Annotated in this window: 1 pseudogene; it reads left to right on the top strand. The window is 56.8% G+C overall.

The features are described from left to right. Window positions 1-1158 (top strand): annotated as a pseudogene (locus PEL01S_RS34775) (phage late control D family protein); the annotation flags it as partial.

The raw sequence follows: 1158 nt of genomic DNA, 5'->3' as shown, positions 1-1158 counted from the left end.
GTATCCGGGTGGAAATTTTCTGGAAACCGACGCGTTCCAGCGCGGGGCTTCGCTCGGCGATCTGGTACTCCAATACGAGGAAACCGACTGGGAGTTTATTCAGCGGATCGCTTCCCATGCGGGCGCGGTGGTGACGCCGGACGTCAGCACCCATGCCCCGCGTCTATGGATCGGAACGCCGTCGGGCAGGCAGCATGTGAAGCTGGAAGAGGGAGCCTACGGCATCCGGCATGACGTGCAGTCGTTTCTGACCGCGGTGGAAACGAAGGTCGAACGCTTCCAGGAGGAAGATTTTACGCGCTTTATCGTCGCAAAGGACCAGTGGCTGGAGCTTGGGGCGGAGGTGGAGAGAAACGGCCGTCTGTTTGTCGTTGCAGGCATTCAGGGAGCGATGGTTCATGGCATCTTGCAGTTCGAATACTTATGCACCACCCCGGCAGGGCTGCGGCAAAACAAGCAGTATAATGAGAACCTGCCGGGTCTGGCGATGGATGGGAAAATTTTATCCATCGGCGTCAAAAAGGCGAAGGTGCATCTGGATATCGACAAAAACCAGCCGGAGCACGAAGCAGTCTGGTTCCCCTATTCGTCGCCGACGAGCCATATTTTCCATGCCATGCCGCCGGTCGGATCGCGGATCAAGCTGTATTTTCCGACGCATGACGAAGCGGAAGCGATGCTGATCCAATCGGTGCGGACACCGTTTTCCCCGCAAGGTGAAGCAGCGGAGAAGGCGAACAAGAAAATGGCCGATACGACCGTAAAGTCGTTTTCCACGGGCGGAGGCAAGGAATTCGAACTGGGGACGAAAGATATTTCGTTTACAGCGAAGGAAGGCGCGTTGTTCATCACCATCGGCGAAGAAGATGGGATCACCCTGCAGAGCGATAAAGACCTCGTGCTGATGGCGGAGCAGGAACTATCGTTTAGCGAGCTGAAAACATTCCGTGCGGAGGCTCAGGAAGAGCTGTGGATCGCAGGCGGCAAAAGCAGCATGATGCTGACCGACATGACCGACGTGATGGGCCAGCAGGTCATGATGACGGGCAGCGAGCGGCAATCGTTCGAGGCGCTCAGTAACCCGGAAGCGGAACAGGCCAAGAGTGACAAGGAGAAGGATAGCTTCCTGGAAAAGCTGGGAACGGCGCTGGATGTGCT

The organism is Paenibacillus elgii NBRC 100335 (assembly GCF_004000865.1).
GTDB classification, from domain to species: domain Bacteria; phylum Bacillota; class Bacilli; order Paenibacillales; family NBRC-103111; genus Paenibacillus_G; species Paenibacillus_G elgii.
Note: the sequence above shows the minus strand (reverse complement) of the source record. Positions and strands in the feature narration are given on the sequence as shown.